We start from the raw sequence: 21,338 nt of genomic DNA, 5'->3' as shown, positions 1-21,338 counted from the left end.
TTTTCTTAATTTGAATTAACCTAATATTATTCATCATCCTACATTTTTAATACTCACCTAACGATACAATTTGCCCAATATGATCAACTCTAACTTTCACTATTTTATCTAACCCTTTTGAACTACGAAAATCAGTCCATGTTATACCTTTTAGAGTTGAACTTGTATCTTTAATAGTAGTTTCCAAATGATGTCTAAAAACATAGTTTTTATAGGCAAACTTCTGTACCCTAAACAAATTAGGACTTATCAATGCATAATTCTCCGGATTCAATAAATCTACCTCTTTGGGATTGAATCCTGTCTTCTCATTGGGAAATACAAAATATTCATTTTGCTTCATACTAAACAGAAACTGCCATCCTTCACTTCTTCTATAATCCTTATCAATAATAGGTTGACCAAGGTTTACCCGTGTCACCGCATCAAAGAAAGAAACCACTACTTCATCAAGTTCATACTTCGGATTACCTTCTTCATCAAGTACTATCTGTCCCACTTTGTCCAAGACAGGCTTTTTATAGACAGCCACATGATGATTATTACCGGTATTCACAAAATCCACCGGGATTTTCCTTCCTTCTTTGTCCAATATCAAGTTACCGTCTTTATCTTTCTTCTCATGCAGCGATTGAGCATTACTAATTCCTCGAATACTCACGCGTTTAATTGATATTCCTTTAGCCTCATTCAACCATATAGGATTTTCATCCAAGTTGACGAATGCCTTTTTGGCATCCCCACCATACTCTTTTAGCCTTTTCTCCAAAACACTACGAATTTTCACGTCTATCACCTTATCTATACTTAAATTGGGATCAATCGGCTTTCGTATAGTATAAACTGTTTCAAACTCTACTGTCTGTACTTTTTCCGGAACCATTTCCGTTTGTTTCTCATCAAGATAGAGCGGATTCTTTTCCAATGTATTTTTACCAGTAAATGCTTTCTTCGGATCATTGCCAAAGGCCTCCAAACGTTTAAGTAAAGCATTCCGGTAAGCAAGCTTACTTACAGTAGCAATCTTAGCAACATCAAAAGTAGCATTCACCTTTTCTATTTTCGTGGCATATTGCCGATGACTTCCGTAAACAGTTTCTAGATGTAGCTGTCCTCGTGGTGTTTGTTGCAGTTTCCTGTTTTCACCATTTTTTTTATTTGTACGGTTTACATTAGAAGTAATTACCTTATTTTTAGCCTTGATAGATACCAACAAGTTTTCCAAATGGAGTTTCGCCTCGGCGCGAAATTGCGCCAAAGGCATGGGAGCAAGAGCCTTTCCATTTTCAAAGTAACGAGCCTTTATACCTATTATATTAGCATGTTCCTTAGAAGCGGGCATCCAAGCAGCATTCTTATTATTATAGTATTGAATAAATACATCTTTTGTGAAAGCTACCGTCAGAGCATCCATTGCATGGTGCCTATGATCGTTTCTTTTAGTCCAGTCCGTTATTTTCTTTATTTTTCTTCCATCTTTGTCCTCAAGCATCTCTACCATACCAAGCTTTTCATATTTAGGCAGATTCAATTCTTTCATAAGATCCACAAGTTGCCAATCCTCACGCAATTTATCAGTAATAGCCCCAGTAGTAGCCACCACCCTGTGACTAATTTCATTCAACATAGCAAGAGCTTTCTTGGAGATATACTGCGTATTCCGCAAATCTCGATCGATAAATCCTTCTGGAATATCTTTCTCTTCCATTTTTAATTTCCTGAGCTTTGTCTTTTTATTCTTGAATAAGGCCTCGCAACGATTGAGAAACTTCTCCAAACCATCATCTCCGTATTTCTCTTTTACAAAATCATAAGCCGTCTTATTACCTTTTTCTATATTGATAGCCCTGTATTCCAATGTTTTGTTAGACAATGAATCATCGAAAATACGAGCTTGAGGAATGATGTGTTCAATATCAATCTCTTTACTGAATATTTTTTCTCTCGGAATATACTCATTAGAATACAAAGTCTTATACCCGTTATCTTTTAATTCTTCATAGAGTTTATAACGTATAATATCATTACGGCTAACATTCATCATACCAAATTCTGTTCGCAGCAACTGACGGATTTCATCATGTTCACGAGTATTGCGTGCTATGGATTTTGTTAATTCTTCTCGTTCTTTAGCATTTTTCTTTAGTTCACGGGCCAGTTCCACATGAATTTCATCAGGTTTGCCGTAGGTATCAATTATTGTATTAATTAGATTAACCATTTGGTTTAATATCTTTTCAACCACAGGGTTACGCAAGCTATTCTTGGGAAGTATTTCCAATTTGTCCTTCAATATCTTATTTTCTATTTCATCTTTGGTCAACGAAGATTTGGAATGACGATACCCTGCATAGTCACACGCAACGTCATATTGATTACCTTCTTTCAGATAAGGTAGTATCTTTTTAATAGCCTTTGCACTCAGACTTCCGTAATCTTCTTGAAATGACACATTAGCAAGTTCTACAGCATACTCTTTTTCCACATCACAAAGCTGCATAATTTTCTCAAGCAGTTTACCATTCCCAGTTGGTGTATTATCCCCTTCAAAAGAATACAATAAATGCCAAAGTCTGAAATAAGGCTGTCTATCAAGTTCTTTGTCCTCTTTACTCAAATCAATAGAAAGCAGTTCTGTATTCCATCCTAAATTAGTGAATATGGTTTCCAGCTTTTCTATAATCTCATCTGCAGGTTTCTTAAAATCCACAGGTTCATAACCATACTTCTCAATCATCTTGCTGTATGCTGAGAAAAGGGTGAATCCTGTATGATTACCATCAATCTGCTTAAAATTCATATCCAATTCCTGGAAATTTTCGAACAGCAGTTTCAATACCTCTGCCTTTTTCATACTTTCTTTTACAAAAAGTTCTTTAGCCAACAGCTCTTTTTCTTCCTGATACAAAGATCGTTTACCTTCCACGAGTAAAGCATCTTCCGTGTTATCAAACAATGTAGAAGATTTATCCGCTTTCTTACGTTTACTCTGTTTATCCCACGCAAAGACTTCAATATCATTCAAGGTCTGCCATATTCTGAACTCTTGAAATAACGGATGCGAACGGGGAATCACCCGACAGCCCACCGTCTTATTCAGTTTTCTACCATCCTTTTCTACTATAACTTCTCGCTTCTCAAATTCGCAGAAACTAATCAATCCTTTTTGACTCTTCAGACGACGTTGATAAAAAATAATGATGTCACGAATTTCTTTTTTCAGTTTTGCAGTCAACTCCTCATGAAACTCCGCCTGCTTCTCCCATATCTTGTCAAATTCATCTAAATAATCTTGCCGATAGAACACTCGGTTACGCAAACTTACGTTAGGATCTTTTTCCAACTCAGACATCAAATACTGTCCAACCGTCTGACGATTGAAGTAAAGCTGCTTACTACGATCACTGATTGCCCCCAGATAACCGCTAGAAGCACTTATCTGTCCATTGATTTCCTGCAATACAATAGCTATAATCTCCGGATTCAACTGTTTAGAAAGAGCCTGCACACGCCAACTATAATTTTCTAATTTTAAATCATTCCCCTTGGTATCTCGCTTAAGACCGACAAGTTTATATTCCTTCATTATTTCTTCCGTTCTTGCCTCTTCCTCATTCCAGACAGTTTCTTTCTCTGACCAAACAAAGTACTTTGCCAAAACAGCCCAAGTCTGACTCCTATTTTTGCTTCTTATCTCTTCTTTCGCAATATCACAAAACAATTCCGGATTAAATTGCTTTTGAAAATTCCAAATCCTGTCAAACTCATCTTGCAAATCAGAGCGATAAAAATCCGGCAATGTCCTTTTACCTGTTTCAAGCATTTGCAAGCAAAGTTCTCCTGGAGTTAAATCTTCTTCATAAAGTTTTCTTGCCACATCCATACCATCAATCAATACTCCATCTTCACTTCCTTTGGCTTTCCGGCTACTTTTATAACCACGCTTCTTATTAATCATCAGTAACACTCGAGCAAACTCCTCTAAAGAAACTTCTTCCACTGCCGCTTTCGCTCTTAGACGATAAGTTTCAAATGTTGTTTTATTACCATGTTCAGAAAGTAAAGTGCTATCTGTTATGAAACCGTGTTCTTTCAATACTTCAATGAGAGTGTCACGTCGCAATTTATAACGTTGCAAATTACGACGCATACTTCTTTTAAGAGTTCTATCTGCATTCGTGGTAATACTTTTTCCTTTTTCGAAATTTTGCATTTCATCCACTGTCAAAGGATTCACTCTTACACCAAGTTTGATAATAGACGATACTTCCTCAGTATTTTCCGCCTCATTAACCAATGCCCAGTCAATGCTATTGCAACCTAAATCTAATCCTAATATTGTTTTCATGATATTATTTTGATGTTTTGTCAAATATAGTAAAAAACTTTCTATATTCTATTGTTTTTCCCTATTTATTTCATATATTTGTCAGACTAAAATGAAGCAAATCACAATAAGGATTATTCCGTTGTGAAAACATTAGGTTCCCTCGTCCTCAACGGGGGATTTTTTTTATCTTTGCATTCGCAAAAACAATTATCCAATGATAGACCAACCTACCATAGACAGAATTCTGGATGCCGTACAGATTGTAGACATTGTATCGGACTTCGTTACGTTGCGCAAGCGAGGTGTGAATTATGTAGGCTTGTGTCCGTTCCATGATGACAAGACGCCATCTTTCTACGTGTCGCCTTCCAAAGGGTTGTGCAAATGCTTTTCCTGCGGTAAAGGTGGCAATGCGGTGCACTTCATTATGGAACACGAGCAGATGAGCTACCCCGAAGCTCTGAAATATCTGGCAAAGAAATACGGTATCGAAATCAAGGAGCGCGAACTGTCCAGCGAAGAGAAGCTGATGCAGAGCGAACGTGAAAGTTTGTTCATTGTGAATAACTTTGCACGTGACTACTTCCAAAATATACTCAAAAACCATGTGGACGGACGTAGCATTGGCATGGCATACTTCCGCAATCGTGGTTTCCGGGATGATATCATTGAAAAGTTCCAATTAGGCTATTGCACCGAAAGTCACGATGCCATGGCTCAAGAAGCCATCAAGAAAGGATTCAAGAAAGAATATCTTGTCAAGACAGGGCTTTGCTACGAAACGGATGATCACCGCTTGCGCGATCGCTTTTGGGGACGTGTTATTTTTCCGGTACACACACTTTCCGGTAAGGTAGTCGCTTTCGGCGGGCGCGTGCTTAGCAGTGCGACGAAGGGAGTCAAAGTTAAATATGTCAATTCTCCCGAATCGGAAATCTATCATAAGAGTAATGAGTTGTATGGTATTTATTTTGCCAAACAGGCTATTGTGAAACAAGACCGTTGCTTTCTGGTGGAAGGATACACGGACGTTATTTCCATGCACCAGTCAGGTGTGGAGAATGTGGTAGCTTCTTCGGGTACGGCACTGACTCCGGGACAAATTAAGCTCATTCACCGCTTCACCAATAACATTACGGTACTCTATGACGGTGACGTGGCAGGTATCAAGGCTTCTCTCCGCGGTATCGACATGCTGCTGGAAGAAGGTATGAATATCAAAGTTTGCCTACTTCCCGACGGAGAAGACCCGGACTCTTTCGCCCGCAAGCACAACGCTACGGAGTTCCAGAAATTCATACAAGATAATGAAACAGACTTTATACGCTTCAAAACAAATCTTCTGCTGGAAGATGCAGGAAAAGATCCTATCAAGCGTGCTGAATTAATCGGTAATCTTGTACAAAGTATATCTATTATTCCTGAAGCAATTGTCCGTGATGTATATATTAAAGAATGTAGTCAGCTGCTTCGTGTAGAAGACAAGCTACTGGTTTCGGAAGTCGCCAAACGACGCGAAACGCAGGCTGAGAAGCAGGCGGAACAAAGAAACCGGGAAACAAGAAAAAATAATACAGCCCGCGACGCTGCACAAGCACCGCTTCCCGACGGAGTGCAACCACCCTACCCTGAAGACATGCCTCCTTATCCCATGGATGGAGAAATACCTAACGGTGGTGCACCGCTTCCACCGGAAACTGCCGAATACGTATCTTATATCCCGCAGGAAGGGAAAGAAGGACAGGAATTCTACAAATACGAGCGCCTTATCTTGCAAATGGTAGTACGCTACGGAGAGAAAGTATTGTGCAACGTTCCCGATGAGGAAGGGAAAGAAATTCCCATCACGGTAACGGAATACGTAGTCAATGACTTGAAGGAGGATGAACTGGCTTTCCACAACCCACTGCACAGGCAGATGTTGACGGAAGCGGCAGAGCACATACATAATGAAGGATTCACCGCAGAACGGTATTTCCTGGCGCATCCCGACCCAATTATCAGTAAGCTAAGTACAGAGTTGATTGCCGACCGCTACCAACTGAGTAAGTATCACTCCAAAGCCCAAAGGTTAGTAACCGACGAGGAACGCCTATTCGAATTGGTGCCTACGCTCATGATTAATTTCAAGTTCGCCATCATCAGTGAAGAAATGAAACACATGATGTATGCCTTGCAAGATCCTGCCGTAGCCAATGATGAAGAACAATGCACCTCTATCATGAAACGCTACTCAGAACTGCGTGAGATCAAAAGTATTATGGCCAAACGATTGGGAGACAGAGTTGTACTCGGTTAAATCACCTTACTCCTAATGAGAACGATAGTTTCCTTATGCAGAAACGACAGTTCCCCCTAATGGGAACGACAGTTTCCTCATACAGAAACGATAGTTTCCCCCTAAAGGGAACGCGCGTTTCCTTTAATGGGAACGACAGTCCCCCTTCATGGGAACTGCAGTTTCCTTTCATAAAATAAGGTATGGGATTGTTATGTGAATGAATTCTGACGAATGAGGTTCATAAACTCCTCACGAGTCTTTGCCTGATTGAAACCACCTGTAAAATCGGAAGTGGTCGTTATGGAATTCTGTTTTTCAACCCCACGCATCTGCATACACATGTGCTTGGCTTCCACAACCACCATTACGCCCAGGGGATTCAGTGTTTCCTGGATGCATTCTTTAATCTGGAGCGTCATGCGTTCCTGCACCTGAAGACGGTGGGAGAAGATATCCACTACACGGGCAATCTTGCTCAGCCCCGTAATGTAACCGTTGGGGATATAGGCCACGTGTGCTTTTCCATAGAACGGAAGCATGTGGTGTTCGCAAAGTGAGAAGAAATCAATGTCTTTCACAATCACCATCTGACTGTATTCTTCCTTGAACTTGGCAGAGCGGAGCACTTCGTGCGGGTCCATGAAATAGCCTTTTGTCAAACTCAGCATAGCTTTCGCTACACGTTCGGGGGTTTTCAGTAGTCCTTCGCGTTCGGCATCTTCGCCCAATAAAGTTATAATACGCTGATAGTGTTCTTTCAGTTCATCCAGTGCAGGAGATACGATTTCTTCTTTTCCTAACATATATTTGAGTTTTTAAGTTTCCGAGTTTCAGTACAACTCAAAAACTGAACAACTTATAAACTTAAAGCGGTATGTTTATCTGCTCTTTCACAATAGAAACTTCTTTGAATACGCCTGTAGCACGCAACTGGCGCATCATGGCATCCGCTTCTTCAATACTGCGGAAGTCTCCTACACGGCACAGCCAGCGGGGAGAGTGGAAAGAGGTATAAACAGAAAGCTCCGGGAAATATTCTTTGATTCGTGAGCCCACTGAGTGAGCTTCATTCTTGGCTCTACTGGTATTGTTTCCGGCATACACCTGTACGCGGTAACCCTGACTTTTAAGCACTCTGTTTTCCGTTCCATTGGGGATATATTCCTGACCTATCAAGGCCTCGATGCGGGCATCCTGATGGATGGTTACCTTACCCTGTCCCGGCACATTGCGTTCCAGACTCTTCACAATGTTATTCTGCGCCGAAGCAAAAGCGGCGAAAGCAAAGCATGCAATTAAAAGTAAACCAAGCTTCTTCATAATGAATAATAAAATAATAGACGGTTGATAATATGATTATAGAGACTGATAACCGACAAACGGCACTTCACCGGTTATCAATTATCAGTCTTCCATTATCTATTAGTTAAAAGCATCAATGATACCTTTGAAGTCTGCTGCCTTCAGAGCTGCACCACCGATCAAGCCACCATCAACGTCAGGATTAGCAAACAATTCCTTTGCGTTAGACGGTTTAGCGCTACCACCGTAAAGGATAGAACAGTTGTCAGCAACTTCCTTACCATACTTGTCAGCAATCAGTGAACGGATGAAAGCGTGGATTTCCTGAGCCTGGTCGGGAGTAGCAGTTTTACCTGTACCGATAGCCCAAACCGGTTCGTAAGCCAATACGATCTTAGAGAAATCTTCAGCAGACAGAGAGAATACAGAAGCCAACTGAGCGGCAACTACTTCATTCTGCTTGTTAGCCTCGCGTTCTTCCAGCACCTCACCGATACAGAAGATCGGAGTCAGGCCGTTAGCCAAAGCCAATTTTACTTTTTCTTCCAAGATGGCAACTGTTTCGCCATAGTAAGCACGACGTTCTGAGTGACCCAGGATTACATATTTAGCACCTGTAGAAGCAACCATAGCAGCTGAAACTTCACCAGTGTAAGCACCTGATTCTTTGTCAGCACAGTTTTCAGCACCTACGCCAATCTTAGCGGGGTCTACCAACGGAGTAACCGATGCCAGATGGATAAAAGGAGTACAGATGATTACATCACAGTTAGGCTTTTCGTTAGCCAATACTTCATTCAGTTCTTTTGCAAGAGCAATACCCTCCTGAAGGGTTTTGTTCATTTTCCAGTTTCCTGCAACAATGTTTTTTCTCATTTTGTTTTTTATTTATTAAAAGGGTTAATGTATTTACTATTTATAATTTGTGATTTATGGCTGAGGAAGCTCTTTATTTTTCTCTCTCTTTCTTTCCCTGCGCTTCACAACCAGAATATCCACGCCGATAACCATCAGCAACGGAATGATAAACCACAAAAGAACGTAACCAATCGTGCGCAAATCACTTTCTTGTTTCTGCTGACCGAGTTCCAGTTTATCCAAGCTATCCGTCAACACATATTCATCCGGCAAACTGTTATCACTCCACTTATTCAGAATAACGCCATCCTTTATCAGCATCAGTCCGGGATTGGAACGGATAATGGTCTTCAAAGTGATGTCGTCCATCTGGCAGAAAGGATATTCCGCTCCGGTCTTGTCACGCCACAATTCTATTTGTTCCTCTGGCGAAGAAGTCAGGGCATAAAAGCCATAACCATGCTCCACACTGTAATCATAGATCTCATTAATAAGGTCTATATCGCTATCGTCAGCTCCTTCAATACGATGAGCTACCAACAGGAATGTGTATCCCTTATCTGATAAAATGCTATCGGTCAAATCCTCTCCGGTTTCCAGACTCACAATAGAGAAGTCATGAATCGGAGGCTCATATCCTTTTTCCTTCAGCACCGTACGTGTTTCAACAAACGTCCATGTGCTGTCCGGGTAGTTATCCAGTGTAAACTCCTGCTTTTTCCCGTCTTTCTCCAGAATGAACTTGCTCTCAAACACACTGGGTTTTGCTCCTTCGGGGATTTCCATACCTTCTTTGATATTCTTTCCGACCTTATAAGGACGGAAATCAAGAATGGGCAGATTGTCCAGGCAATAGAACGAAAGCACAAACACGAAAAAAAACGTATACATGGAAACCATCCATGCCATTTTTGCCGTAATAAAGCGGATGATTTGTTTTCCACCTTTGAAGACAGATACGGCTGCAATAAACAATACTACATTCTTGCCGAACGTTTCCCAGTTTGTCAACACCCATGCATCACCGAAACAACCACAATCGGCCACCGGATTCGCTAATGCCAGATACAGTGTCAGCGGTGTCATCACGATCATCAACAACAGTGCCAGAGTCGTAGCAAACCTCCGCCGTATACCGAAGAACAGGAATACTCCCACTGAGAATTCCAAAGCCGACAATACGATGGCAAACAGTAACTGCAAATATGTAGGAAACCATGCGGCCATTCCGAAAGCCGTCAGATAATCCTGAATCTTATAAAAAGAGCCTAACGGATCGACAGCCTTCACAAAGCCGGAAAAGATGAATACCGCCGCCAGTAAAAAACGGCAAACATTCACCCAGCTCTTCCATATTATATGTTTCTGCTTAGTCTCCAAATTCAATCTTAATCAAACCGAATACGGAATAATTAATCATGTCCATATAATTAGCATCTACTCCTTCCGAAACCAAAGTCTGTCCCGACAGGTTTTCAATCTGTTTCGTACGGTAGATTTTCATCAATATCAGATCAGTATATGAACTGACACGCATGCTGCGCCATGCCTCATCGTAATCATGATTCTTAGCAAGCATTAGATCCAATGAAGTTTTAGCGTATTTGTCATACAATGCCATTGCTTCTTCATTCGTGATATCGGCTGATTCCGCATATCCCAGTTCCAGCTGTATCAATCCGATAATGCCATAGTTGATAATCGCAATGAACTCGGAACGTATTCCTTCGTCCACCAACGTCACTCCTTTGGTTTCAATACTCCTGATACGATTGGCTTTAATAAATATCTGGTCAGTCACGGAAGCCGGACGGAGAATACGCCATGCCGGACCGTAATCATGTAGTTTCTTGGAGAACAAATCACGACAGATGGCAATGACATGCTCAAATTGTTGTTTGGTATCTTTCATTTCCTTACAAATTGGTTGCAAAGGTAGGAATAATTAAAGAAAAAAGAAAAGAGGGCACTCTAAATTATATTAAAGTGCCCTCTTCTTTATGGGTTTATTGATATCTTACGAACAACGTAATACCTGTCCCGGACGTAAGATTGTTTTCCGTGTAATGCGATTCAACTGACAGAGCTTGTCAATAGATACTCCCTGACGGGATGCAATCTTAGACAATGTATCACCACTCTTCACTTTATAGAACAAACCTTCACCGGAAGCCATGCTGCGAGCAGTTCCTTTTGAAGTCTTGGTCTTAGTGAAAGTATAATGATCAGCAACAATATCTTGCTTTTCAAAGTCGAACATTAAAGCGGGGTTAATAGGAATCCCTAAAAAGCGGGTTTCAAAATGAAGATGCGAACCGGTAGAACGTCCGGTATTGCCACCTAAAGCGATAGGTTCTCCGGCTTTAACCAATTGATTAATTTCTACGATTTGTTTGGACAAGTGTCCGTAAACAGTTTCCAGTCCATTGTCATGACGAATAACGATATACTTACCATAGCCACGGCGTCCCTGATTCTTTACTACGCGTACTTTACCATCGAAAGCTGCTCGAATCGTATCACCGATGAATACTTTAACATCCAAGCCATAGTGCATTCTGCGTCTTCTGGGGCGATAACCGAATACATCGGTAATCTTCGTATGCGTGGTAGGCATACAGAAACCTGTCAGGTCCACTTTATAGCTTTCAGGAACGATAGCATCGCCATAAGCTTGTACATACTCATTGTTCCAAGTCGGATATAGACTTAGACCTGGATAAGCAGATTGTTCAGCACGTATCTGTTTCTGTAAAGCCAACGAGTCAACGCTCTTTAGTTTCCTGTCGATGGGGGCTTGTCGGGCAATCAAATCCTGAGAAAAAGAATTCAGGCTGACCATTGCCGTCGCAGCTATTAGGATCGTTTTAATGCAATTGAAATTCATTCCGTTTCGTCATTCTTTTAAAAAATTCTCCCAAAGGTAGTATTTCTTCTCTAAATGAAAAGGCTGTTCTTAACTATTTTTTCGGTAAGGGACTAAAAGATACATATTAAAACACCCCCTAACTCCCTGTATATCGGAAAGATAAGAGCTAATATGTTTTACAACATAAAAATGCAAATAAAGTGTATGTTTAACCGTTATTCAACTAATGGAAGCCCAATTAACGTTAGTTTTCCGAAGTGCCTTTAGCTGACGCCACAGGATTTCATTCTCCGGACGAATACCAGTAGGATCAACATCCACCACTTCTTCAGCAACATTGCGCACATATTGCAGCAGTTGTCCGTCGCGCGCTATATCGGCAATTTTCAGGTCGAAGGCAATACCGCTTTGCTGTGTGCCTTCCAAATCACCGGGACCTCGTAGCTTCAGATCGGCTTCAGCTATTTCAAAGCCGTCATTTGTCCGCACCATAATTTCCAGACGCTTGCGGGTTTCCTCTACCAACTTGTATCCGGTCACTAAAATACAATAAGACTGTTCTGCTCCACGACCTACACGACCACGCAACTGATGGAGCTGTGACAAACCGAAGCGCTCTGCATTTTCAATAATCATCACGGAAGCATTCGGTACATTTACGCCTACCTCAATCACAGTAGTCGCTACCATTATCTGTGCTTCGCCCGAAACAAAAAGCTGCATCTGCGCATCCTTCTCAACTGCTTTCATCTTGCCATGCACTTTGCAGACTTTACAATCCGGAAATTCCTCACAAATATGAAGGTAGCCTTCTTCCAGGTTCTTCAAGTCGATTTTCTCACTTTCCTTAATCAAAGGATATACAATATATACCTGTCTGCCCTCTGCAATCTGCCTATGGACGGATTGGTACAAGCTTACACGGTGCGCATCATATTTATGAATGGTCACAATAGGTTTACGTCCCGGCGGCAGTTCATCAATGACGGAAACATCGAGATCACCGTATAATGTCATAGCCAGCGTACGCGGAATAGGGGTAGCTGTCATGACTAGCACATGGGGGGGCTGTGCATTCTTAGTCCATAAACGTGCGCGTTGTGCCACACCGAAACGGTGTTGTTCATCTATCACGACCAGCCCCAGTGAAGAGAAATTCACGGTATCTTCTATCACGGCATGCGTACCGATCAGTATTCGTACATCTCCTGTTAACAGACCGGTGAGAATGGCTTCCCGCTTTTTTCCTTTCACAGAACCGGTTAGCAATTCCACGCGTATATCCATTCCGTACAACAACTCGCGGATTGTTTCAAAATGCTGATTAGCCAGAATCTCGGTAGGCGCCATCATACAAGCCTGGTAACCGTTATCCAACGCTATCAGCATACTCATCAGTGCCACCAGCGTTTTCCCACTACCTACATCCCCCTGCAACAGACGGTTCATTTGCTTACCGCTCCCCACATCCCGGCGTATTTCTTTCAGCACACGCTTCTGAGCGCCGGTCAGTTCGAAAGGCAGATTCTTGGCATAGAAAGTATTGAATATCTCTCCTACCGTTTCAAATACATATCCACGGTATTTCCGTTGCCTGTCTTTGGCATAGCGGAGAATATTCAACTGTACATAAAAAAGTTCTTCAAACTTCAAGCGATATTGCGCTTTACGAAGCAATTCCGGATTTGCCGGAAAATGAATATTCATCAAGGCCTCCGTCAGTGGCATCAAATGATGCTCTGTCAATATAGCGGGAGAAAGCGTTTCAGGCAGCGGTTCGCGGAGTTGCTGCACTACGGCGCTCATCATCTTCTCAATTGCATGAGAATTGAGGGAACTCCGCTTCATTTTCTCCGTTGTATTATAATAAGGTTGCAATCCCATTGTCGAGAGCTTCAGTTCCGAAGCATTATCTATATCCGGATGAGCAATGTTGATCCGTCCGTTGAAGACGCTGGGTTTACCAAATACAATATATTCCTGATGTACCTTATACTTACCGACGAGAAATTTAATTCCCTGAAACCAGACTAAATCCACAATCCCCGTACCATCCGAGAAATGGGCAATCAGACGGCGTTGCCTACCTTCTCCAATCGTCTCAAAGCCCAGGATTTCACCTTTTAGCTGGATATAAGGCATCGTACCGTCTATCTCATGGATATAATAGATACGGCTACGGTCTACATATTTATAGGGGAAATAATACAATAAGTCGTGAAGGGAATAGATATTCAATTCCTTATTGAGCACTGAGGCGCGTTGCGGCCCTACACCCGACAGGTATTTTATGTCACGAGAAGCTAAATCAAACATGAATCCAACAAAGCAGCGGCTATTTTCAAATCAAAGGGAGTCGTAATTTTAATGTTTTCCCGATTACCTGCCGCGAGGTATACAGATACTCCCATCGCTTCCACTACCGAAGCGTCGTCCGTAAAGAAAGAAGTATAAGGTTGTTCATAGGCCTGTTTCAGTAAATCGGCATCAAACACCTGGGGAGTCTGCACCAATTTATACTCATCCCGGCTGACGGTCACGCTTTCTTCTCCTTTGAGATGGCGTACAGTCTCCACCATATCTATCACGGGAATCACCGCTTTTTTTTCAGCAGCCAATTCATAACAACGGGCTATGACTTCCCGGGAAACAAACGGACGTACCCCATCATGAACACCAACCAATCCCGGAGTGGTTACGTGAGACAATCCGTTCTTTACCGAATGGAAGCGTGTTTCACCTCCGTCCGCCACTGTATGCGGCAAAGAAAAAGAATGCTCCGCACATAGCTCTGTCCAATAAGACTGCTGGCTATGCGGGAGCACTAATATTATTTGTATCTCCGGATTGTAGGCATAAAAGACTTCCAAAGTACGCATCAAGACAGGTTTTCCACCTATAGGCAGAAACTGTTTGGGAAGTTCGCCTCCCATGCGCAACCCTTTACCACCGGCAACTATCAGAGCATACTGAACCATAAATCAATTAACACACATTGCCTCTTTCAGTTCCTGTACCTTCTCTTTTCCGAGCATCATATCTACAACCGTCAGAGCAAATTCCATCGCAGCACCCGGTCCTTTTCCGGTAATGATATTACCGTCTCTTTCCACCGGAGCACCTGTACATTCAGCACCTTCCAGGTATTGCTCAAAGCCGGGATAGCAAGTTGCCTTGCGGCCTTTCAGCAAGCCAAGCTTACCCAATATCATAGGAGCGGCACAAATGGCAGCAATCGGTTTATTCTTTTCAGCAAAATCCAAGACCAGTTTCCGAAGTTCCGGGCACTTCTCCAAAGTAGCTGCTCCGGGCATTCCACCGGGTAAAAGAACTAAATCTGCGTCATAGAAATCACAGTTCACTACATTCTTATCGCAAAGCACTGGTACATCATGTGCACCTGTTACTATCTCATCGGGAGTCACCGTTATCATTTCCACGTTCAGCCCTGCACGTCTCATTACATCCACAGAGGTGAAAGCTTCCACTTCTTCAAATCCGTCTGCAAAAAAAACATAAACTGTACCCATAATTGTTCTCCTTATTATTTTAGTTTAAAGTAATATGTTATCGTTCCTGTCTGGTTATTCAAACCGCTTACAGCATTGAAACGCGCTTTCTTAGCAGCATCTTCAGCCGCCTTCCGCAAGGCAGAATTTATGGTATTGGTCTTCCGGTCAATACTGGTAGCAATAACATGTCCTGCCGGATTTACAGTAATAGAAACCACCACAATCCCTTCATCCTGCACATTATATGCCGGACGCGGCAAACCTCCTTGTCCTATAGAACGTCCGCCGAGGTCAAAAGTTCCATAACCTCCCGTTCCACTCGACGCACCTTCTGGCGCATTTCCGGTGGGACTTCCCTGGATACCTGTTCCCTCAGTCGTACCTTTGCTTCCCATTTGTGCTCCTTTTCCGAAAGCACCTGCCACCCTCTTACGAGCAGCCTCTTCCGCCTCCCTGCGTTCCCGCTCGGCTTTAGCTTCCGCCAACTTCCGAGCTTCTTCCGCTTTCTCGGCTTCCGTCTTCTCCGGTTTTTCCGGTTTCTTCTTTACTTCTTCCTTTTTTTTAGGTTCTGCTTTGGGCTTGATAACAACGGTTTCTTCATCCTCCTGGGTAAGCATCTCCTGTTCTACCGTCTCCTGTACTTTAGGGGCAACGGTCTCAGGCATCACATCCACTTTCACTAGGGAGGGATCAGCACTTCCAAATGCATTGGGCACTTCACCCAGCATTACCGGCATACCGTCTTCATCCTGCTGCTCCGGCAAAACGAAGCCAACCAGTATCAACAGGAGAATGAACGCTACATGTACCAGCAGCGCACCTACCATTCCTATATATTTGCCTTTCTTCTTCGGATCCACCATTGCCATTTACAATTTAACCATTTACAATGTACAATTTACCCATCGTACATTTATTTGCTTTCAGGCGGGCGTGTAGCCAGCACCATCTTGAACTTATTCTCATTGGCAATATTCAGCACTTTCACGATTTCCCTGTAAGGCACAGCTTCATCAGCATAAAGCGCCACATACATTTCCGGTTCTTTCGCAGCGCACGATTGCAGGAAAGGAGTCAATTCTTCCAAAGCAATCGCTTGCTCCTTATCATTTCCAAACGCCGCGTAAAAATTCAGGTCCTTATCGATAATAACCCGCGTCAAGGGCTTAGCCGACGTCTGCTGTTTTCCCTGCGGAAGCAACACCTTGATAGCGTTCGGTGAAACAACCGTAGACGTGATCATAAAAAAGATCAGCAACAGAAAGATGACGTCCGTCATGGATGCCATACTGAAATTGGGCGATATTTTAGCTCTACGTTGTAGCACGCTTAGTTCAATTATTAATTACTAATTATTAATTATTTAGGAAGCGGGTTCATTCAGGAGGTCCATAAATGCCATGGTTTTAGCCTCCATCTTATTCACCACGCCGTCTACCAGAGTCACGAGGTAGTTATAGGCAAACATCGCAATAATACCCACGATCAAACCACCTACCGTAGTGATCATAGCCTCGTAGATACCGCCCGAAAGCAATGTGATATCGATGTTGTTACCTGCATTAGCCATTTCGTAGAAAGCACGCACCATACCGGTCACTGTACCGAGGAAACCAATCATCGGCGCACCTCCGGAAATGGTTGCCATAATCGTCAATCCTTTTTCCAGTTTCGCTACCTCAATGTTTCCCACATTCTCAATCGCAGCCTGCACATCATTCACCGGACGTCCCAAACGGCTGATACCTTTCTCAATCATACGGGCAGCCGGAGTATTTACGCTGCGGCAATAGGCTATGGCGGCTTTTATTTCTCCATCCAAGATATAATCCTTTATCTTATCCATGAACATCGGATCCTCCTTGCCGGCTTTCCTGATCACATAGTTGCGTTCGAACAAGATGTAGAAACAAAGGATGGACAGCAGTCCAAGAACGATCATAATCCAACCACCCTTGACAGCCATGCTCCATAAGTTCATCTCTTCAGGACCAGCTACCGGAGTTAATACCGGATTGGCGCCCGCAATAGAATCGGTCAGCGCCGGAGCCACTTGGGCTAATAACAACATTGCATTCATCAACGAAGACAGTTTTTATATTCCTGAATGGTACGTTCCAATCCCAGATACAGAGCATCGCTTATCAGCGAGTGTCCGATAGAGACTTCATCCATCCATGGAATGTTTTGATATAAATAATTCAGATTCACCAAACTCAGGTCATGTCCGGCATTCAGCCCTAGCCCCAGACTACGTGCCACTTTGGCGGCTTCTACAAAAGGCGCAACGGCAGCTTCCTTATTCTGCGGATAAGCGGTCGCATAGGGTTCGGTATAGAGTTCCACCCGGTCGGCACCAGCTTTGGCAGCATACTCTATCATCTCCGCATCTGCCGATACAAATACGGAAGTACGGATGCCTGCATCATTAAATGTTTCGAGTACTTCGGTCAGAAATTCCAGATTCTGCTTGGTATCCCAGCCTGCATTAGAAGTCAACTGAGTCGGACTATCCGGAACCAGAGTCACCTGATGCGGCTTCACTTTCAATACCAGATCAATAAATTCGGGGGCAGGATATCCTTCGATATTAAATTCAGTACGAAGCAACGGGCGAAGATCATACACATCCCTCTGGCGTATATGACGTTCATCAGGGCGTGGATGTACGGTAATTCCTTCCGCACCAAAGCTTTCACAATCCAGTGCTACTTTCACCACATTAGGGACATCCCCTCCACGCGCATTACGCAACGTCGCAATCTTGTTTATGTTTACACTTAATCTAGTCATAATTCGGATCATAGTTTGCCGCAAATGTACAAATAATAGCGATACATTGGCAGCGTTCTGAGAAAAAAACGCCATATTTGCATTTCATTAAGAAAGTACAGACGATGAAATTTGCCATATTTGGAAATACTTACCAAGCAAAAAAATCAACACATGCGGAAACTTTATTCCGCTTGTTGGAGCGGCGTAATGCCCAGCTTTGCATTTGCAGGGAGTTTTATAACTTCCTGACTTCCGACCTGCACATGACTATTGCTTCCGCCGAACTCTTCGACGGAGACGATTTTACAGCAGATATGGTCATCAGTATCGGGGGCGACGGTACGTTCCTGAAAGCAGCCAGCCGGGTAGGCAAAAAGAATATTCCCATTCTGGGCATCAATACCGGCCGCCTCGGTTTCCTGGCAGACATTTCTCCGGAAGAGATGGAAGAGACTTTCGATGAGATTTATAATAACCACTACAAGGTGGAAGAACGTAGCGTGTTGCAATTACATTGTGATGACAAAAAATTGATGGAATCGCCTTATGCACTCAATGAAATTGCTGTATTGAAACGCGATAGTTCTTCAATGATCAGCATTCATACTGCTATCAACGGTGCCCATCTCACCACTTATCAGGCGGACGGGTTGGTGGTATCCACCCCTACCGGTTCCACGGCTTATTCGTTGAGTGTCGGTGGTCCGGTTATCGTGCCTCATAGCAAAACAATTGCTATCACTCCGGTGGCTCCGCATAGTTTGAATGTCCGCCCCATCGTTATTTGTGATGATTGGGAAATCACTCTTGACGTAGAAAGCCGTAGCCACAGTTTCCTGGTTGCCATCGACGGGCGTAGTGAATCCTGCAAAGAGACAACCCGCTTGCGAATCTCACGGGCTGATTACAGTATTAAGGTAATCAAGCGCTTCAATCATATTTTCTTTGATACGCTTCGCAATAAATTGATGTGGGGGGCGGATGTAAGATAAATAACATTATCAGACTACTTCTGAGATTGAATATATAGCAAAATTAAGGGGCTGATTCTTGATGGAATCAGCCCCTATTAATTTATTTATAAGAAAGATTTTCTCAATTAGAGAGCACCTACTTCTTTCAATGCAGCGTTAGTTCCGTGAACAGCCTTAGCGCTGGCAGCAAATTTTTCTTTTTCGTCAGCAGTCAGTTCCAATTCAACGATTTTTTCAATACCGTTCTTGCCCAGGATAACGGGAACACCGATACAAAGATCAGATTCACCATATTCGCCTTCCAACAATACAGAGCAAGGAATCATCTTCTTCTGGTTGTGGATGATAGACTCAACTACATAAGCTCCTGCTGCACCCGGTGCATACCATGCAGAAGTACCCAACAACTTAGTCAGAGTTGCACCACCTACCATAGTAGAAGCAACAACTTCGTTCAATTTTTCTTCGCTCAACAAAGTGCTAACCGGCTGTCCTTTGTATGTAGCCAGGCGAGCCAAAGGAATCATAGTTGTATCACCGTGACCACCGATTACCATACCTTCTACTTCGTTTGCATTGCAACCCAAAGCCTGAGAAAGGAAGTATTTGAAACGAGAGCTATCCAAAGCACCACCCATACCGATAACACGGTTCTTAGGAAGACCCAGAGATTTCAATGCCAGATAAGTCATTGTATCCATCGGATTAGAAATAACTACAAGGATAGCGTTGGGGGAATATTTCAATGCATTTTCAGCAACTGTTTTCACGATACCGGCATTTACACCGATCAACTCTTCACGAGTCATACCCGGCTTACGGGGAATACCTGATGTGATAACGATAACGTCAGAATTTGCAGTCTTCTCATAGTCATTGGTACAGCCTACAATGGTGGTATCAAAACCCAACAATTGAGCAGTCTGCATCATATCCATTGCCTTACCTTCTGAAACGCCTTCTTTAACATCCAGCATTACCACTTCGTCAGCCACTTCATTAAAGGCCAACACATTAGCGCATGTAGCACCTACGTTACCTGCACCTACTACGGTTACTTTTGACATAATCTTCAATTTTTTGTTTATATGTGTTATAAAGTTGCGACAAAAGTACAACGACATTCGTAATTAAGGAAATTTTTCCGTAATAATTTTAGTTAAATACTCTATCCGATGTGTAACATCTTAAAGGCAGGTAACAACCAACGACGTAAAAAACGTAGTCGATACCACCATTCCGCTTTCTTCAACCAGCGTGTATCCCGGCAATCCTGCACTGTTCCGTCAGGGCGATAGATCGTTCTCAATATTCCGATAATATCTTCCCGCTTCACCCGTTCTATCCGGAACACATTTCCATCCCCCAGCATCAGGTATTCATTCCCTTCACGACCTATATAACGATGAATCATGTACCGCCCTTCCCATTGATAAAAAGGGCAGCACCAGGCAGGTAGTTCATCCTCAGAAGGATAAGAAACCACTTCCACCTGGTCTACTCCTCCCCTGATAAAAGGATACATGCTTTGCCCATCAATCAAAAGTTTCACATTTTGCCCTTGTTTTAAAGCCTCAGCCACTCCGGCAAAAAAGTCATTGGATACCGTTATTTTTCGCATGCTCCGAAAATTGTTTCACAAGAAAGACGAGCCGCCGCCGCATCAGGAAGACAAGACAGATGATAAACCGGCACGTTCGAAAGTAAATTACTCAAAGTCTCACTGATAGAGTCATACAATGCATCATCATAGGCAAAACAAGGAGGACATGAAGGGTGTAAAGCTCCATAGCCCTGAGCTATATTTAGCCGTTCTATTTTATTGAATGTAGCTTGCGACAATCGTACACAGGCTGCTAACGGATAACTCTCATTTTTGTAGCAAGGTGTCTTTCCACTCCATGGACTACCATATACCCATGGTTTTCCGTCTATGATGCGAAGAATAGGACTGTCATCATTCAGCAGAACAGCTCCCTCTATGTTTTCGCGCCACAAACGGGTGTGCGTACTTTTTCCAGTACCACTCTCTCCCAAAAAGAACACAGCTTTACCTTGATAGCAAATGGTACTGGTATGAATGGCCACTGTTTCGAAAGGAGTTGCAGCCACTCCATACGCAATCCAGCAGGCAAAGCGTAGTAATATAGGTGCAAAGTTGCCCGTAAAATAAGCAATACGGGCATCTTGTATCATCCACATACTCAATGGTTCAGCATCCGGGAAGGTCATATCAAAAACATACCCGTCGGTATAACGTCCAAAACGGCTGACAATGCCGTCTATTTCACTACGATAGTACACTTGTTCAAACACCGGTGCTTGATTGAGAGTTGTTATAAACTGGCAAAGCGGTTCACCACCGGATTTAGTTTTAAATACCGGAAAGCCGGGTAATGCTTCTATCCTTTGTACCAATCTATCCCCTTCCACACGG

The 21,338-nt window shown here is 42.9% G+C and carries 19 protein-coding genes; 2 read left to right on the top strand and 17 right to left on the bottom strand.

Features of this window, described 5'->3' with window-relative positions:
• Positions 1 to 46 precede the first annotated feature (46 nt).
• The gene (gene cas9, locus BWI44_RS19825) at positions 47 to 4,348 is read right to left on the bottom strand and encodes a type II CRISPR RNA-guided endonuclease Cas9 (RefSeq protein WP_286816092.1); all 4,302 of its coding nucleotides are present in this window, start codon (positions 4,346 to 4,348) and stop codon (positions 47 to 49) included.
• A gap of 196 nt (positions 4,349 to 4,544) precedes the next feature.
• Between cas9 and dnaG the strand changes: the two genes are divergently transcribed.
• A complete protein-coding gene (gene dnaG / locus BWI44_RS19820; protein WP_117693846.1) occupies positions 4,545 to 6,629 on the top strand; it encodes a DNA primase in 2,085 nt (694 codons plus the stop codon).
• Positions 6,630 to 6,820: 191 nt separating this feature from the next.
• On the opposite strand, the gene folE is transcribed toward dnaG, so the two are convergent.
• The 13 genes from folE to BWI44_RS19755 form a co-directional block, all read right to left on the bottom strand.
• On the bottom strand, positions 6,821 to 7,414 hold the full coding sequence (gene folE / locus BWI44_RS19815) for a GTP cyclohydrolase I FolE (RefSeq protein ID WP_118296468.1): 594 nt from the start codon (positions 7,412 to 7,414) through the stop codon (positions 6,821 to 6,823).
• Positions 7,415 to 7,475: 61 nt separating this feature from the next.
• On the bottom strand, positions 7,476 to 7,931 hold the full coding sequence (locus BWI44_RS19810) for an SPOR domain-containing protein (RefSeq protein ID WP_007659727.1): 456 nt from the start codon (positions 7,929 to 7,931) through the stop codon (positions 7,476 to 7,478).
• A gap of 102 nt (positions 7,932 to 8,033) precedes the next feature.
• Positions 8,034 to 8,789: a triose-phosphate isomerase gene (gene tpiA, locus BWI44_RS19805; protein ID WP_007659726.1), complete on the bottom strand. Its 756-nt coding sequence runs from the start codon at positions 8,787 to 8,789 to the stop codon at positions 8,034 to 8,036.
• 54 nt (positions 8,790 to 8,843) lie between these two features.
• A complete protein-coding gene (locus BWI44_RS19800; protein WP_229036073.1) occupies positions 8,844 to 10,151 on the bottom strand; it encodes a BT_3928 family protein in 1,308 nt (435 codons plus the stop codon).
• Positions 10,141 to 10,683 carry a DUF1599 domain-containing protein gene (locus tag BWI44_RS19795; RefSeq protein WP_195208467.1) on the bottom strand — a complete coding sequence of 181 codons (543 nt, stop codon included), beginning with the start codon at positions 10,681 to 10,683 and terminating at the stop codon, positions 10,141 to 10,143. Before BWI44_RS19795 ends, BWI44_RS19800 begins: the two co-directional genes overlap by 11 nt.
• Before the next feature lie 105 nt (positions 10,684 to 10,788).
• On the bottom strand, positions 10,789 to 11,658 hold the full coding sequence (locus BWI44_RS19790) for a M23 family metallopeptidase (RefSeq protein ID WP_007659724.1): 870 nt from the start codon (positions 11,656 to 11,658) through the stop codon (positions 10,789 to 10,791).
• A 201-nt stretch (positions 11,659 to 11,859) separates the two neighbouring features.
• The gene (gene recG, locus BWI44_RS19785; protein ID WP_195208468.1) at positions 11,860 to 13,956 is read right to left on the bottom strand and encodes an ATP-dependent DNA helicase RecG; all 2,097 of its coding nucleotides are present in this window, start codon (positions 13,954 to 13,956) and stop codon (positions 11,860 to 11,862) included.
• Positions 13,944 to 14,618 (bottom strand): 2-C-methyl-D-erythritol 4-phosphate cytidylyltransferase, encoded by a 675-nt coding sequence (locus BWI44_RS19780; protein ID WP_044532276.1) that lies wholly within the window; start codon positions 14,616 to 14,618, stop codon positions 13,944 to 13,946. The genes recG and BWI44_RS19780 overlap by 13 nt, the downstream gene beginning before the upstream one ends.
• Positions 14,619 to 14,621: 3 nt before the next feature.
• On the bottom strand, positions 14,622 to 15,170 hold the full coding sequence (locus BWI44_RS19775; protein ID WP_044266135.1) for a DJ-1 family glyoxalase III: 549 nt from the start codon (positions 15,168 to 15,170) through the stop codon (positions 14,622 to 14,624).
• Between the two features lie 14 nt (positions 15,171 to 15,184).
• The gene (locus BWI44_RS19770) at positions 15,185 to 16,015 is read right to left on the bottom strand and encodes a TonB family protein (protein ID WP_044532283.1); all 831 of its coding nucleotides are present in this window, start codon (positions 16,013 to 16,015) and stop codon (positions 15,185 to 15,187) included.
• A 50-nt stretch (positions 16,016 to 16,065) separates the two neighbouring features.
• Positions 16,066 to 16,440, bottom strand: coding sequence for an ExbD/TolR family protein (locus tag BWI44_RS19765; RefSeq protein ID WP_044532277.1), 375 nt, complete (start codon positions 16,438 to 16,440; stop codon positions 16,066 to 16,068).
• A 75-nt stretch (positions 16,441 to 16,515) separates the two neighbouring features.
• Positions 16,516 to 17,232 (bottom strand): MotA/TolQ/ExbB proton channel family protein, encoded by a 717-nt coding sequence (locus BWI44_RS19760; RefSeq protein ID WP_022391859.1) that lies wholly within the window; start codon positions 17,230 to 17,232, stop codon positions 16,516 to 16,518.
• Positions 17,232 to 17,945: a pyridoxine 5'-phosphate synthase gene (locus BWI44_RS19755; protein ID WP_025725903.1), complete on the bottom strand. Its 714-nt coding sequence runs from the start codon at positions 17,943 to 17,945 to the stop codon at positions 17,232 to 17,234. Before BWI44_RS19755 ends, BWI44_RS19760 begins: the two co-directional genes overlap by 1 nt.
• Positions 17,946 to 18,049: 104 nt before the next feature.
• On the opposite strand from BWI44_RS19755, the gene BWI44_RS19750 reads away from it, so the two are divergent.
• Positions 18,050 to 18,919 carry an NAD kinase gene (locus tag BWI44_RS19750; RefSeq protein ID WP_138293076.1) on the top strand — a complete coding sequence of 290 codons (870 nt, stop codon included), beginning with the start codon at positions 18,050 to 18,052 and terminating at the stop codon, positions 18,917 to 18,919.
• 107 nt (positions 18,920 to 19,026) lie between these two features.
• Here the strand turns inward: BWI44_RS19750 and mdh are convergent, their stop codons facing one another.
• From mdh to BWI44_RS19735, 3 genes are all read right to left on the bottom strand, one after another.
• The gene (gene mdh / locus BWI44_RS19745) at positions 19,027 to 19,968 is read right to left on the bottom strand and encodes a malate dehydrogenase (protein ID WP_007210525.1); all 942 of its coding nucleotides are present in this window, start codon (positions 19,966 to 19,968) and stop codon (positions 19,027 to 19,029) included.
• A 101-nt stretch (positions 19,969 to 20,069) separates the two neighbouring features.
• Positions 20,070 to 20,522, bottom strand: coding sequence for a S24/S26 family peptidase (locus BWI44_RS19740; RefSeq protein WP_195208469.1), 453 nt, complete (start codon positions 20,520 to 20,522; stop codon positions 20,070 to 20,072).
• A partial coding sequence (locus BWI44_RS19735; protein ID WP_502688841.1) for a hypothetical protein occupies positions 20,510 to 21,338 on the bottom strand: 829 nt, incomplete at its 5' end. The genes BWI44_RS19735 and BWI44_RS19740, both read right to left, overlap by 13 nt.

This window comes from Bacteroides sp. Phil13, assembly GCF_001940965.1.
Lineage (GTDB): Bacteria > Bacteroidota > Bacteroidia > Bacteroidales > Bacteroidaceae > Bacteroides > Bacteroides intestinalis.
This window is presented reverse-complemented; position numbering and strand designations above follow the sequence as displayed.

Bases quoted from the DNA above. Each gene is read 5' to 3' on its own strand.
- folE (WP_118296468.1), bottom strand. From the start codon at position 7,414: ATGTTAGGAAAAGAAGAAATCGTATCTCCTGCACTGGATGAACTGAAA.
- BWI44_RS19740 (WP_195208469.1), bottom strand. From the start codon at position 20,522: ATGCGAAAAATAACGGTATCCAATGACTTTTTTGCCGGAGTGGCTGAG.
- BWI44_RS19795 (WP_195208467.1), bottom strand. From the start codon at position 10,683: ATGAAAGATACCAAACAACAATTTGAGCATGTCATTGCCATCTGTCGT.
- BWI44_RS19755 (WP_025725903.1), bottom strand. From the start codon at position 17,945: ATGACTAGATTAAGTGTAAACATAAACAAGATTGCGACGTTGCGTAAT.
- cas9 (WP_286816092.1), bottom strand. From the start codon at position 4,348: ATGAAAACAATATTAGGATTAGATTTAGGTTGCAATAGCATTGACTGG.
- BWI44_RS19780 (WP_044532276.1), bottom strand. From the start codon at position 14,618: ATGGTTCAGTATGCTCTGATAGTTGCCGGTGGTAAAGGGTTGCGCATG.
- BWI44_RS19770 (WP_044532283.1), bottom strand. From the start codon at position 16,015: ATGGTGGATCCGAAGAAGAAAGGCAAATATATAGGAATGGTAGGTGCG.
- dnaG (WP_117693846.1), top strand. From the start codon at position 4,545: ATGATAGACCAACCTACCATAGACAGAATTCTGGATGCCGTACAGATT.
- recG (WP_195208468.1), bottom strand. From the start codon at position 13,956: ATGTTTGATTTAGCTTCTCGTGACATAAAATACCTGTCGGGTGTAGGG.
- BWI44_RS19810 (WP_007659727.1), bottom strand. From the start codon at position 7,931: ATGAAGAAGCTTGGTTTACTTTTAATTGCATGCTTTGCTTTCGCCGCT.
- BWI44_RS19775 (WP_044266135.1), bottom strand. From the start codon at position 15,170: ATGGGTACAGTTTATGTTTTTTTTGCAGACGGATTTGAAGAAGTGGAA.
- BWI44_RS19750 (WP_138293076.1), top strand. From the start codon at position 18,050: ATGAAATTTGCCATATTTGGAAATACTTACCAAGCAAAAAAATCAACA.
- mdh (WP_007210525.1), bottom strand. From the start codon at position 19,968: ATGTCAAAAGTAACCGTAGTAGGTGCAGGTAACGTAGGTGCTACATGC.
- tpiA (WP_007659726.1), bottom strand. From the start codon at position 8,789: ATGAGAAAAAACATTGTTGCAGGAAACTGGAAAATGAACAAAACCCTT.
- BWI44_RS19760 (WP_022391859.1), bottom strand. From the start codon at position 17,232: ATGAATGCAATGTTGTTATTAGCCCAAGTGGCTCCGGCGCTGACCGAT.
- BWI44_RS19765 (WP_044532277.1), bottom strand. From the start codon at position 16,440: ATGGCATCCATGACGGACGTCATCTTTCTGTTGCTGATCTTTTTTATG.
- BWI44_RS19790 (WP_007659724.1), bottom strand. From the start codon at position 11,658: ATGAATTTCAATTGCATTAAAACGATCCTAATAGCTGCGACGGCAATG.